6 protein-coding genes and 1 riboswitch are annotated in these 13694 nt (G+C 57.9%); of the genes, 5 read left to right on the forward strand and 1 reads right to left on the reverse strand.

Features of this window, described 5'->3' with window-relative positions:
• The first annotated feature begins 144 nt into the window (after positions 1 to 144).
• A riboswitch (cobalamin riboswitch) is annotated at positions 145 to 344 on the forward strand.
• 99 nt (positions 345 to 443) lie between these two features.
• Entirely contained in the window at positions 444 to 2759 is a 2316-nt protein-coding gene (metE, locus tag AC0L3X_RS28325) for a 5-methyltetrahydropteroyltriglutamate--homocysteine S-methyltransferase (RefSeq protein WP_439033950.1), read from the forward strand.
• 825 nt (positions 2760 to 3584) lie between these two features.
• Here metE and AC0L3X_RS28330 read toward each other — a convergent pair.
• The gene (locus AC0L3X_RS28330; RefSeq protein ID WP_439033951.1) at positions 3585 to 4652 is read right to left on the reverse strand and encodes a cytochrome-c peroxidase; all 1068 of its coding nucleotides are present in this window, start codon (positions 4650 to 4652) and stop codon (positions 3585 to 3587) included.
• Positions 4653 to 7280: 2628 nt separating this feature from the next.
• Between AC0L3X_RS28330 and AC0L3X_RS28335 the strand changes: the two genes are divergently transcribed.
• From AC0L3X_RS28335 to nifE, 4 genes are all read left to right on the forward strand, one after another.
• Positions 7281 to 7622, forward strand: a complete 342-nt coding sequence (locus AC0L3X_RS28335) for a helix-turn-helix domain-containing protein (protein ID WP_439033952.1) — start codon at positions 7281 to 7283, stop codon at positions 7620 to 7622.
• Between the two features lie 1159 nt (positions 7623 to 8781).
• Complete coding sequence (gene nifD, locus AC0L3X_RS28340) at positions 8782 to 10284, forward strand: nitrogenase molybdenum-iron protein alpha chain (RefSeq protein WP_439033953.1); 1503 nt, start codon at positions 8782 to 8784, stop codon at positions 10282 to 10284.
• Positions 10285 to 10365: 81 nt separating this feature from the next.
• Entirely contained in the window at positions 10366 to 11925 is a 1560-nt protein-coding gene (nifK, locus tag AC0L3X_RS28345) for a nitrogenase molybdenum-iron protein subunit beta (protein ID WP_231143979.1), read from the forward strand.
• Between the two features lie 117 nt (positions 11926 to 12042).
• Complete coding sequence (gene nifE / locus AC0L3X_RS28350) at positions 12043 to 13686, forward strand: nitrogenase iron-molybdenum cofactor biosynthesis protein NifE (protein WP_439033954.1); 1644 nt, start codon at positions 12043 to 12045, stop codon at positions 13684 to 13686.
• Positions 13687 to 13694 lie beyond the last annotated feature (8 nt).

The raw sequence follows: 13694 nt of genomic DNA on the forward strand, positions 1-13694 counted from the left end.
GTTGATCCGAAACTCCTGCCGGAGCTAATCTGACCGCCGGACCCAACCTGTCAAAATCACTGTGCAGAGCCACTAGTACAGCTCGCAATCGCTTGGGCAATATCGCAGCGACAATCAGTAGGTTGACGCATCGATCCTCGTGCGCATAATGCCTGCCGTCGTGGTCTCCGGATTTCGTTTGATCCGGAGCTAAGAGGGAAGCCGGTGCAATGCCGGCGCTGCCCCCGCAACTGTAAGCGGCGAGCCGCTGTCCAACGAAGTCACTGGAGCCATGCGGCTTCGGGAAGGCCGGACAGCAGCGACGACCCGCGAGCCAGGAGACCTGCCTCGACAATATATCGTCCACGGGCGGGGTGTCCCGGTGTGCGCCAAGCAGCTGTCGCTCAGCGATATTCGCTGCATACGTCCGCCATGGCCTTTGCCCCAATCATGGGGTCTAAACTATGTCTATTCTTTCGCTTCCCGTTGCCACACTGGGGACGTCACGCATCGGCCCACGACGCGAACTCAAATTCGCGCTCGAGAGCTACTGGGCGGGAAAGTCCAGCGAAGCCGAGCTCCTCGAGGCCGGGAGTGGACTTCGTGCCGCTAATTGGGCACGGCAGAAATCCCGCGGTGCGACCGTCATTCCTTCGAATGACTTCTCGCTCTACGATCATGTGCTCGATACCAGCGTAATGGTCGGCGCCATTCCCGACGTCTACGGCTGGACCGAAGGTCCTGTGTCGCTCAATACCTACTTCACCATGGCGCGTGGCGCTCCGGACGGTGGTCACGCTCAGCATGGGCCTGGTGTAGCCGCACAGGAGATGACGAAGTGGTTCGATACCAACTACCACTACATGGTGCCGGAATTTCACCAGGATCAGATCTTTAAGTATTCCTCTCGGAAGCCGATCGAGGAATATGAGGAGGCAAGAAGCCTCGGCTACCAGACGCGCCCCGTCCTAGTTGGCCCAGTTACTTTCCTGAAGCTCGGCAAAAGCGTAAATCCCGCATTCAATCCGCTGTCGCTGCTTGATCGGCTCCTCCCAGTCTATGTCGATGTTCTCCGCGAACTAGCCTCGCGCGGTGCTGAATGGGTTCAGCTCGACGAGCCATGCCTAGTGACGGACGTCGACGACGCATCTCGGGCGGCTGTCCGCCGGGCCTATGCTCATTTCGCCAAGGCCGTGCCGGCCCTCAAAATCATGCTGGCCACATATTTCGGGGCGATCGGTGACAATCTTGAAACAACTTTGGCCTTGCCCGTTGCCGGGCTTCATGTCGACCTGGTTCGGGCACCCGACCAGTTGGACGCAATTGTCGCCACAGCCCATAGAGATCTCGTGGTCTCGCTAGGCGTCGTTGATGGTCGCAACGTGTGGCGCTCCAATCTCCCGGCGCTGCTCGACCAACTTGCTCCTATGGTCAAAAAACTGGGCAGGGACCGTGTTCAGATTGCTCCCTCCTGCTCGCTGCTTCATGTTCCGATCGACATTGAGCTAGAGACCGATCTCGATCCCAATCTGAAGACGTGGCTGGCGTTCTCAGTTCAGAAGATCAAGGAACTTTCGATATTGGGCAAAGCGCTGGCCGGCCATGCTGCCGAGGTGGCCGATGAACTTGCGCTCTCGGAGGACGCAGCCGTCACCCGCGGAACATCGCCCAAGATCCACAATGCGAAGGTCGCCGGACGAATGGCCGCGATCGACGATAGCATGCGTCGCCGTCGCAGTGCGTTCACCCAGCGCGCCAACGTCCAGCGCGTCGCCTTCGCATTGCCGATGTTTCCAACGACAACCATCGGATCCTTCCCGCAAACGGCAGACGTCCGGAATGCGCGCGCGGCTCATGCGCGGGGAGCGCTGAATGACACGCAGTACGAGCAGTTTCTGAGAGCGGAGACAGCCCGTACCGTCCAGTGGCAGGAAGATATCGGCCTGGACGTGCTCGTACACGGTGAGTTCGAGCGCAATGACATGGTTCAATACTTTGGCGAGCAGCTCTTGGGCTTCGCTTTCACCAAGCACGGCTGGGTTCAGTCTTATGGCTCGCGGTGCGTTCGTCCTCCTATCCTGTTTGGAGATGTCTCCCGGCCGAAGCCCATGACCGTTGAATGGTGGCGCTATGCGCAGTCTCTGACCAAAAAACCCATCAAGGCTATGCTGACCGGACCGGTGACGATCCTGAACTGGTCGTTTGTCCGTGACGACATCCCGCGGAGCGAGACATGCCGACAGATCGCTCTCGCGATCCGAGATGAGGTCATCGACCTTGAGGCGGCTGGAGCGACCATGATCCAGATCGACGAGGCTGCATTGCGGGAGGGATTGCCGCTACGCAAATCGCAGTGGAAGGACTATCTCGATTGGGCAGTGGACAGTTTCCGCGTTTGCTCCTCCGCTGTCGCCGACGGAACTCAGATCCATACCCACATGTGTTATTCCGAGTTCAACGAAATCATCGATGCGATCGCAGCAATGGATGCCGACGTCATTTCAATCGAGACGTCGCGTTCTAAAATGGAATTGCTCGACGCCTTCAAGACCTACAAATATCCTAATGAGATCGGGCCCGGCGTCTATGACATTCATTCACCGCGCGTTCCAGCAGCGGCGGAGATCAAGCAGCTGATTGTGTTGGCGCGGCAGCGAGTTTCCGATCGGCAGCTCTGGATCAATCCCGACTGCGGACTGAAAACGCGAAAGTGGGAGGAGGTGGGTCCCGCGCTCGTCAATATGGTGGCCGCCGCACGCGAGTTGCGGGCTGAGCCATGACGGTACGAACGTTTCGCCAACGCGTTTTTGAATAAGATACACGCGCTTTGGGAGCTCGCGATGTGCTTGCGAGCTTCCCAAGGTATTCAGCGCCTGGGAATGCCGGCCGGCGCTGGCGGAGGCGATCGCATATAGCCGGCGACAACCTCTCTCGATCCGACGGCCGACCGCGCGCCGGCGATGCCGATCAGGTGAAATATTCCGAAGTCATTAACGCTCGACACGAACCACAGCCCGACGTTTTTATTTATCCATCGCGTGGATGCGTTACATCACAACAATCAATTTTACCGCCCTTTCGGAATGTCATACGAAATGGGCGCCTTGGCACCGATCTTCGCGAAGACAATCGAGCGTTGTTGGTGTTTGGGGTGCAAAATGCTGCTGCGCGACGGCAAACTGCCGCTTAAGTTTCAGGGCACGGCAGCCAAACCGCTTGCGCGAAGGATCCCAGCTCGATCAAGGCACTGCCCTTGCCAACCGGACAGCGGGCGAGTGCTGGGCAACTCCTGAAGTTTCCGACATGAGCGGAAGGCAAGTGGCTCCAGATTTCGCGCGGAGCGATATCCGCTTCTCGTTGTTTGACGGCGAATGCCCTCGCCGTAAATCGATCGCCGGTAGTCCTCCCTACCGACGAAAGCTGGTGCGATGCGTAAAGCAGCGTCGCTCCTACGTGACTTTCGCCCGGCCTCCCGAGGAGGCCGGGCGTTTTTTATGTGCCTGGTTATGTGTGACAGCACGGGATCATTCGGCGTCATTGCGGGACCCCGGGTTCTTGCGTCCCATCTGTTAGTACTCGCAAGGCATGACGCCGGTCTGTTAGTCCTATCTGTCTATAGAAGGCCTTGGCGTCGTGTTCGTACGCGTGGGTAGTGTCGGATACTCGATCTTAGGTAGCCGCCCGGTCAGCGAATTCAGAAATGCGACGATCTCGTTCTCTTCCTTATCGCTAAGCTTGGCGCCGAGCTGGATTTCACTCATCAGTGCAACAGCTTGCTTCAGGCTCCAAACCTGGCCCGAATGAAAGTAAGGGGCTCGCAACGCGACATTCCGCAACGGCGCCGCGCGGAAGACATATTCGTCGCCAACCGCCTTGGTAACCGCGAACCGGCCCTTATCGGCGGCCGGAAGCAGGCTTGCGTCCGGCGTTTTCATCACGCCGAATGGGAAGTAGGCCTGTCCACCGATGTTGATTCCATTGTGGCAAGAGGAGCATCCCTTCTCCATAAACAGTGCCAACCCTGATTTCTGCTGATCATCGAGAGCATGTGTATTGCCCTCCAGATACCGATCGAATGGGGCCGCAGGTGTAATGAGAGTCGCTTCAAAAGCCTCGATTGCCTTCGCAAAGTTTTCAAAGGTGACTGGTCTCGCTTCGTTCGGGAAAGCGTTTTTGAACAAGTCGACGTAGGTGGCCATTGAGTTCAAGGTGTCGAGCACATGATCCGGAGTCGCATTCATTTCGGCACTCGCCTGCACAGGGCCGGTGGCTTGTGCCTTGAGGTCCGCGGCGCGTCCGTCCCAGAATTGCGCCACATTGAACACAGCGTTGTAGACGGTTGGGGCCCGACGTGGGCCGATCTTCCAGCCGTGACCGACGGAGGTCGGACCGGCATCGACGCCGCCGCTGCCGAGATTGTGGCACGTATTGCAGCTAATGATCTCGCTTGCCGATAGCCGCGGATCAAAGAACAGCATCTTGCCAAGCTCGACCTTTTCATGTGTGACTGGATTGTCCTTTACCGCAGGAATGACTGAGGGGATCGGATGGAAGATCTGCTTGGCGGCTCTCATCAGATCATCGTCCGCGTTAGCTCGTGACGACATCAGCAGCCCAATCGCCAAAACAGATGCTTCAGCCACAAGCCGAAGCTCCCGGATCAATTTGTTCATACACCCGCCTCATCAGTTCTGATTGTTAATCAAGGAAACAGTCGAAAACGATGCCACCCTCCGTTGCTTCAACGGGTCGGCGCAGCATGCGCCGGATCCTCTGAAAGCGAGGCTGCATCAAATTCGAGGTGCTCGCTGCCGGCGTTCGCCCACGAGGCTTTCGGGCCCTTATTTGATTGGCGAGTTCGCTTTGAGCTAGAGCGCGCCGTTCGCGTTGGTAGATCAGACTAGTGCCTCAACCTTCGGCGTGATGGTCGATCTGACAACAACAAGTGTGCCGCAAAAGGGTAAGCTGCCCGGTGGCCGCATCGGTTCTCCATCAAGCGATTGGGTGGCTAATACGCTCCCGCGAAGTTGATCGTATACGTCTTACACCGCTGGTCGCGCGCAGCGCTCACGGTGCGGCTGAACAAATAGCAACAGCCATGCCAGTTGCATCTGAGATGCAAGCTGCTGATTTAGTTGCAGAACGAGTCCGGGCGAACAAACAACGTCGGATGGCTTGGTTTGATGAATACATGCAGTGTCACAGATGCGACAAGCGCTAGTCCCGGCTAGACATCATCGCACAGAAACTTTTGTGATGAGATGAAATTGCCAGCTTGCCGGCCGCACGCAGGAACGGTGGTAATAAGATCTACGCAGGTGTGGCGAGACACTGAGCCGAGGCGTCCGGCGGTGCGTATCGCTCACGATTTCGCCTCGCCCGGCCGACTGAAGCCTCTCCGACACATATCCGGGCCTCTCTGGCGCGCCGCCGCCACGAAATCCCGCTCGCTTGTAACAGACGAGGCCCCGAGCCTGAACATGGCTTGTCTTCAGTCCCACCTGAGGTTCGCTGGCATGGCAATTGCCGATCTCAAATCTGAAAGGTGCGGTTACCCAGAGTTTGACGGTGCGACCGTCCGATTAGCCGGATACTCCCATTCGGCACCCGCTTAAGTGGCCGGCCCGACACCTGATCCGGCCGGGGGTGGTTGGAACAAGATAGCCGTTCGGCCCACTCACGGGCCAGTGGCAGCTTTTGAAATCCTGCGCGGTGATGGCAAAAACCGCTGAACTTCTGCAGAAGCAACCGTCACTTCGTGCTCCTGCGTTGGAAGACTTCGATACAAGAGGACATGCTGGAAGGAGATCGTGACATCATGTCCGCAGATGGCCAGGTCGTCGGATCTCATCGTCGTCTTACGGGGGGAACGACGTGATTGACCAGTTGTCGATGGATGGTTCAAGTTAGATACGGTATCCGTGATGGCTTCGATTGACGATCGCTTGAATGAGATCAGATACGTGCGGAATGACATTTGGCGCTGTCGCAGAAGGCTCCAAAGCGAGCTAAGTGATCTCGAGCGTAAGATCCTCGAAGAGCGCTTGCTTGAGCGACAGTCTGCCTTTGAACGGCTCCTAGCGACCACGTTTCCTTTTACATTGACACTGTGAAGCAAAATTCGGGACCTGCGCCGCGGGGTCATTCCGCGGAAAATGGCGTCCGCTCACAGGGCGCCTGCGCCTGCGTCAGGAACGTAGCGCTCCGGCGCCGCGGGCCGGAGCGCCCCTCATGGCCGCCGCCGAGCTGAAAGGCGTCGGTCCATAGCCTCGATTCACCGACGTGCTGGCCCGCTGCGCCCCGTGAGCACCGATATTGAGATCGTTCGGGCACTCCGGGGGGATACCGAGCGCGTCGTTTCCACGACACCGCGGTGAGTAGCTTTCATCCGACAGAGCGATCGAAGAAGCTTGAATCGGCCGTAGCGTCAGATTGTAAAGAGCAGGCGAACGATCTTCCAGACCAGGTGCAGCCGAATGATAAGACCCGCTCTCGCTTTTGTATTGTGTTCCGCTCTCGAGTGGATCGGACTAAGCATGGGGGCGGTTGCGGAAACAAGGCGGTACGCGTGCACGATCACTGCCGCCGATCGAGAGCCGGCCGGAGTTCGGAATGAGCGGGTTATTCTCACCGTTCAATATGGCTGCCGGATCGCGGGTGGTCTCTTGACCGACGCGGGGATCACAGCAGTGTCGGTCAGCGAGTGGGCTGCTGACAAAGGAACATACTTGGCCTCCATGGAATTTCACCACGCGCTGGAGGGAGTTGCAATTGGGCAACTCTCTGAGGCGACCGGCTTCTCTAGCATGGATGGCGAGCAAGGCATTGGGGTCGCAACTTCCGGCACGACAGTTTTCAAGTTTGCATCTGGTTCATTGGCCGACCTTTCAGGGAAGACCCTTAAATTCACGACCAAACCCAGTGGCCTACGTAGCTTCGAATTGGAGTTCACAGATTGGCCAGAATCTCTCCTATGGAAGTGACTCGTGTCTTACGCTGATTTCCGCAGGTGCTCGGGCGCACGAATTACTGTCCATACTCTTGGCCTCACGCAATGCGTGCTCCCCGGCCTGTGTGCCGTCCTCCCAGACGAGCACACCCGCAACAAGTCAAGCTAAAACTCCGAAGGCACTCGAGCGCGGTAGAGCGTTCAATTAACCTTCACCCGAGCAGATCAGCAGCTCTTTAGGGCTAGGGCACTGATCCGCATCAGGGACGAACTGGCCTCGCAGAAGGGGCATCCCTTCGGCAGCGCCTGCGCGACGCCGAAGCTATCCACAAGGAACAAACGCAGCCCGATGATGAGCAGGAAGAAGAAGAAGTGGCCGGCCCACAGCCGGGGCTCCGGGAACATTTATGCTGACCTCGGCCTGCCGAACGCCCACGAGCACCAACTCAAGGCAGCCCTCGTCGTACAACTGAAGCGGTTGATGGCGGAGCGGGAGATGAGTCAAACCGAAGCCGCGAAGCTGGTTCATGTGAAGCAGCCCAACTTGTCCAAGCTGCTTCGGGGGCAGTTCAAGTTGGTTTCTGTGGAAAAGCTGCTGCGCATGCTGACGGCGTTCGATCGGGACGTCGAAATAACGCTAAAGCCACATCGGAAGCGTGGCGAAGCGGGCCGGATCACGTTTATTCCGTCCTAAGAGCTGCGAAGGGGGCATGACGCCTAAGGCGACGGCGGCCAAGCGCGCTCATGAACCCGCCCTGCAGTTTCCGATCTGCAACCATGAGATTCAGCTGACTGATGCCTCGCCGGCCCACCTCTCGCGAAGACCCGCAGCGTTCCCACAACCAACCTGGTGAGCAAGGACGCAGAGGTCGCCCGACAGACCGAAGCGCTCCAGCAGGAGCGCGAGAAGCTGCAAAGGGTTCGTGAGCAGGTCGAACGCCAGCTCGTGAACAGACTGCCGGCTGAGTGGGCCCCATTCGTCGCTACAGAAGCGAGGAAGGTGCGCGAGGCTGCTTGACAGATTCGGCTGATTCCACCGGAGCTCCCTCTCTCTCGAAGGAGAAGATCTCGGCTTGCACGATGGATATTTTCCGTCTGGAGCGCACATCGTAATCGGGCATCGTTAGACCGGGATCCCGGCTGGGGTCTTCGCCAGGCCGAGTGCCGAATGCTGTGACATGGCGTCCAATGCGGATTTCCCAGGACCAATCAGCGTCGGCATGAAGAACCCATCCAGCCAAGCACGGTGAAGCCAAAGACGATCAGGATGGCCAACATCCAGGTGCAGTGACCTCGGCGCGCGGGAAGACTCCAGCCGTGTCGCTGGCGGAGAGCGTAACTGATTGTTTTGTTTCAGACAGGGCGTTAGCGGCTACGCTTGTCGGTGCCAGACAGGGTCGGCTTTATAACAATCCGCATCCCGCCAGCTATCTAGCTCTACAGACGGTGCTTTTTTGTATTCAACCAGCGCTGGCACACTCGTTGCAGACCCCTGCGCAAGAGGCGGCTGTTAGCCCTTTGCATCGCCATGCACAGGGACAGGCCCCGTGATGGCACGCGAGTGAATAAAGAAGCCGATATGAGAAACCAATGGAAAGCAGGCATGACTTCACCGAGACGCGTCTTGGTCAGCGATCAACAGCGTCACACATGGCGCTCGTAGGCGCTCAGCCGAGATGAGCTACAAGGTCGTGAACGACCGCTGCGGCATGATCCAGAAGGCCGCGAAGTTGCGATCGGTAGGACCGCTCGCAGAGATCACGCTTTACACCTGAACGCCGGATAGGAAATCCGTCGGTCTACCGTAAATGCGCCGCTTCTTGATTTGAGACGACAATCGAAAGGAAATTTGTATGAGCCGAACAACTACCCAGAGCGTCGCAGAGATCAAGGCGCGCAACAAGCAGCTAATCGATGAGGTGTTGAAGGTCTACCCAGAGAAGACCGCCAAAAGGCGCGCCAAGCATCTCAGTGTTCACGAGGCGGGGAAGTCGGATTGTGGCGTCAAGTCGAATATCAAGTCCATTCCTGGCGTGATGACCATCCGTGGCTGCGCCTACGCGGGCTCCAAGGGCGTGGTCTGGGGGCCGATCAAGGATATGATCCACATTAGCCACGGTCCGGTCGGCTGTGGTCAGTACTCATGGGGCTCGCGGCGCAACTACTACGTCGGCACGACCGGCATCGACACCTTCGTGACACTGCAGTTCACCTCCGATTTCCAGGAAAAGGATATTGTGTTCGGCGGCGATAAAAAGGTCAACAAACTCATCGACGAGCTCCAGGAGCTATTTCCTCTCAACAGGGGCATCACCATTCAGTCCGAATGTCCGATCGGTTTGATCGGCGACGATATCGAGGCGGTCTCCCGAGAAAAGTCAAAGGAATATGGCGGCAAAACGATCGTGCCTGTGCGGTGCGAGGGTTTTCGTGGCGTGTCACAATCGCTCGGCCATCACATCGCGAACGACGCCGTTCGAGATTGGATCTTCGACAAGAGCGCCCCAGAGGCCAGCTCCAAATTTGAGCCGACGCCATATGACGTTGCGATTATCGGCGATTACAACATCGGCGGCGATGCCTGGTCGTCACGGATCCTGCTCGAAGAAATGGGCCTGCGCGTCATCGCCCAGTGGTCCGGGGATGGATCTCTCGCTGAATTGGAGGCGACGCCGAAAGCGAAGCTCAACATATTGCATTGCTATCGCTCGATGAACTACATCTCACGGCACATGGAGGAAAAATTCGGGATTCCCTGGTGCGAGTATAACTTCTTCGGGCCGTCCAAAATCGCGGAGTCGCTGCGCAAAATTGCAGGCTTCTTCGATGACAAGATCAAGGAAGGCGCCGAGCGCGTCATCGCGAAATATCAGCCGCTTGTCGACGCGGTGACCGCGAAATACCGGCCGCGGCTCGAAGGCAAGACCGTAATGCTGTTCGTCGGCGGCTTACGTCCTCGCCACGTCATCGGCGCCTACGAGGACCTCGGCATGGATGTTGTCGGCACGGGCTATGAGTTCGCGCATAACGATGACTACCAACGCACCGCTCAGCACTACGTCAAAGATGGCACGCTGATCTACGACGATGTCACCGGCTACGAATTCGAGCGCTTCGTCGAAAAGATCCGGCCAGACCTCGTCGGTTCCGGTATCAAGGAAAAATACGTCTTCCAGAAAATGGGCGTGCCGTTCCGTCAAATGCATTCCTGGGACTACTCGGGTCCTTACCACGGCTATGACGGCTTCGCGATCTTCGCCCGCGACATGGACATGGCGATCAACTCCCCGATTTGGGGGAAGACCACGGCACCTTGGAAGGACGCTCCGCGGCCAAGCCTCATGGCGGCCGAATAGGAAAGCCGACGCCCGGGCCCTTTCTTCCGCAGAGGAGGGGAAGGGCAGGAGAACGAACACAAGAACTTAAAGAGTGCCATGATGACACAGAACGCCGAACACATACTCGACCACTCTGAGCTTTTCCGGGGAGACGAATACCAGCAGATGCTGGCCAATAAGAAGGCGCTATTTGAGAATCCGCATGATCCCGCCGAAGTCGACCGTATCAGAGAATGGTCCAAGACGCCCGAATACCGTGAGAAGAACTTCGCCCGCGAGGCGCTAACCGTCAATCCGGCGAAGGCTTGCCAGCCGCTAGGTGCGGTGTTCGCCGCGCTCGGGTTCGAGCGCACGCTGCCGTTCGTCCACGGCTCACAGGGCTGCGTGGCGTATTATCGCAGCCATCTGTCACGGCACTTCAAGGAGCCGACCTCATGCGTCTCCTCGTCCATGACGGAAGACGCGGCTGTGTTCGGGGGCCTCAACAATCTGACCGACGGGCTTGCCAACAGCTACAACATGTACAAGCCGAAGATGATTGCGGTCGCGACGACCTGCATGGCGGAAGTCATCGGCGACGACCTCAACGCCTTCATCAAAACGTCCAAGGAAAAAGGTTCAGTCCCCGCGGACTACGACGTACCATTCGCTCACACTCCTGCATTCGTCGGCAGCCACGTCACCGGCTACGACAACACGCTTAAGGGCATCCTCGAGCATTTCTGGGATGGCAAAGCCGGCACGGCGCCAAAACTCCAGCGAAAAGCGAACAACACGATCAACTTCATCGGCGGCTTCGACGGCTACACTGTCGGCAACATCCGCGAGATAAAGCGCATCTTCGCGTTGATGGGAATCGGCTACACGATCCTCGCGGATAATAGTGACGTGTTCGATACCCCAACCGACGGTGAATTCCGCATGTATGATGGCGGCACCACACTAAAGGACGCCGCGAATGCAGTCCACGCGAAGGCAACCATTTCCATGCAGCAATATTGTACGGAGAAGACGTTGTCCTTCATCAAGGGGCACGACCAGGAGGTCGTCGCCTTCAATCACCCGCTGGGCGTCAGCGCCACGGACGAGTTCCTGATGACGCTGTCGCGTATCGCCAATAAGGCAATTCCATATGCGCTGGAACAGGAGCGCGGGCGTCTGGTAGACGCAATGGCTGACTCTAGCGCGCATATTCACGGCAAGAAGTTCGCGATCTACGGCGATCCCGACCTCTGCTATGGCCTGGCCGCATTCTTGCTGGAGCTCGGCGCTGAGCCGACCCACGTGCTCTCGACGAACGGGAGTAAGGCCTGGGAGCAGAAGATGCAGGCGCTGTTCGCGAGCTCGCCGTTCGGTAAAAACTGCCGCGCCTTCCCGGGCAAGGATCTCTGGCACATGCGGTCGCTCCTGTTCACAGAACCGGTCGACTTCCTGATCGGTAACACCTACGGCAAGTATCTCGAGCGTGACACTGGAACGCCGCTAGTCCGCATCGGGTTTCCCATCTTCGATCGCCATCATCACCATCGTTATCCAGTGTGGGGTTATCAGGGTAGCATGAATGTGCTGGTCAAGATTCTCGACAAGATCTTTGATGAGATCGATAGAAAAACCAGCTCGGTTGGCAAGACAGACTACAGCTTCGACATCATACGCTAAGGCGAGCGCCCCGCCTCATCGTCCGCAGGAACAGCGGCGCTGTGGCGGGGATCACAGGTTATCCGCCGGCCATCCTCTTGGTCTGTGCGGTGTCTTGACATCCCGGAAAGAGACACCATGACTTCGCTTCCCACGACCATACAGGACGTCTTTAACGAACCGGGCTGCGCCAGGAATGCGAGCAAGTCGAACGTCGAGCGCAAGAATGGATGCACCAAGCAGCTGAAGCCGGGCGGCGCCGCCGGCGGGTGCGCCTTCGATGGCGCCAAAATCGCACTGCAGCCCTTCACCGATGTCGCCCATCTTGTGCATGGTCCAATCGCGTGTGAGGGCAATTCTTGGGACAATCGCGGTTCCGTCTCCTCCGGCTCCGATCTGTGGCGCAGAAGCTTCACCACTGACATGAGCGAGACCGACGTCGTGTTCGGCGGCGAGAAGCGGCTGTACAGGGCAGTCAAGGAGATCACAGAGAAATACGACCCACAGGCCATCTTCGTCTACCAGACATGCGTGCCCGCAATGATCGGTGACGACATCGATATGGTCTGCAAGGCGGCTTCCGCCAAATTCGGCAAACCGGTCATTCCCGTCAATGCACCAGGATTTGTGGGGTCGAAGAACCTTGGTAACAAGCTCGCGGGCGAAGCGCTGCTGGAGCACGTCATCGGTACCGGAGAGCCCGATTACACCACTCCGTACGACATCAACATCATCGGCGAATACAACCTGTCCGGCGAGCTCTGGCAGGTCAAGCCGCTGCTCGATGAGCTCGGAATTCGGATCCTGTCGTGCATCTCGGGGGACGGCAAGTACCGCGAGGTCGCTTACTCGCACCGAGCCAAAGCCGCGATGATGGTCTGCTCAAAGGCAATGATCAACGTCGCACGCAAGATGAGGCAGCGCTACGGCATCCCGTTTTTTGAAGGCTCGTTCTACGGTATTGAGGATTCCAGCAATTCACTGCGCCAGATCGCGCGCATGCTGATCGACCGTGGCGCGCCGGCTGAGCTGATGGAACGCACGCAAGCTCTGATCGCACGCGAAGAGACCAAAGCCTGGGCTGCGATTGAACGTTTCAAGCCGCGCTTTTCCGCCAATAGGGTTCTTCTCATCACCGGCGGCGTGAAATCCTGGTCGATGGTGGCCGCTCTGCAGGAGGCCGGGCTCGAGATCGTCGGCACGTCCGTGAAGAAATCGACCACGAAGGACAAGGAACGTATCAAGGAATTAATGGGCCAGCACGCCCATATGATCGAGGACATGTCGCCTCGCGAGATCTACAAGATGCTCAAGGACGCAAAAGCCGACATCATGCTCTCCGGCGGCAAGTCGCAGTTCGTCGCACTAAAGGCTGCGATGCCATGGCTCGATATTAACCAGGAGCGCTGCCACGCCTATATGGGCTATGTCGGGATTGTCAAGCTTATGGAGGAGATCGAGAAAGCGCTCTACAATCCGATATGGGATCAGCTCCGCCAAGCCGCGCCATGGGATGAGTTCGACCGGAAGCGTCAGGCAAAGACGGTTGCGCAGATGCATGCGCAAGCCGCCGATCCAGTTCGGGACGCGAACACGAACGGCGTCAAGACGATAAGTTTCTCCAATCAAAGTGAGGTCGGGGATGGTGAGAGCGCGATTGCGGCGCATGGCCCGAACCTCGCCGAGCCCGCCAAGCCGTGCACCAATTCCAGCGCACGGTGCGTTGTTTGTAAGGACATTCGTTCCGATCTCAGGCCCTCGGCGCAGCAGGCGGCGGAGTAGGGAAACGA

The sequence above is a fragment of the Bradyrhizobium sp. MI1.7 genome, assembly GCF_055811795.1.

Coding starts and splice junctions, on each gene's coding strand:
- nifE (WP_439033954.1), top strand. CDS start 12,043: ATGACTTCGCTTCCCACGACCATACAGGACGTCTTTAACGAACCGGGC.
- nifK (WP_231143979.1), top strand. CDS start 10,366: ATGACACAGAACGCCGAACACATACTCGACCACTCTGAGCTTTTCCGG.
- nifD (WP_439033953.1), top strand. CDS start 8,782: ATGAGCCGAACAACTACCCAGAGCGTCGCAGAGATCAAGGCGCGCAAC.
- AC0L3X_RS28335 (WP_439033952.1), top strand. CDS start 7,281: ATGAGCAGGAAGAAGAAGAAGTGGCCGGCCCACAGCCGGGGCTCCGGG.
- AC0L3X_RS28330 (WP_439033951.1), bottom strand. CDS start 4,652: ATGAACAAATTGATCCGGGAGCTTCGGCTTGTGGCTGAAGCATCTGTT.
- metE (WP_439033950.1), top strand. CDS start 444: ATGTCTATTCTTTCGCTTCCCGTTGCCACACTGGGGACGTCACGCATC.